Source organism: Mesorhizobium sp. WSM4884 (assembly GCF_029625675.1).
Taxonomy (GTDB): domain Bacteria; phylum Pseudomonadota; class Alphaproteobacteria; order Rhizobiales; family Rhizobiaceae; genus Mesorhizobium.
Genome location: NZ_JARTVO010000082.1, coordinates 1 through 248 on the forward strand (window position 1 = coordinate 1; position 248 = coordinate 248).

Sequence of the window (248 nt, forward strand, 5' to 3'; positions counted from 1 at the left end):
TTGGCATCTTTCTCAAGAGATCTAACCGCCAGATAGGTGTCTTTGGCCCAGTCTGCGATTTCGTCGTTTCCGAGTAGAAGTTCGGTCGTTGCCGTATGATGTTGATGCCTTGCGGACAAAAATCGGTCGATCTCTACCCTCGCCTCGGTGAGCGGCTTGGGCCAGTCTATTGACAACGTTTCGTCAACTCTTGCGATCGCGGGGTACCAATCAGTGACGAGGGATTCATAAGAAAGAAAGGCACGCGT

Annotated in this window: 1 pseudogene; it reads right to left on the minus strand. The window is 51.6% G+C overall.

Annotated elements, in window-relative coordinates:
* Positions 1–248, minus strand: a pseudogene (locus P9236_RS30750) (hypothetical protein); the annotation flags it as partial.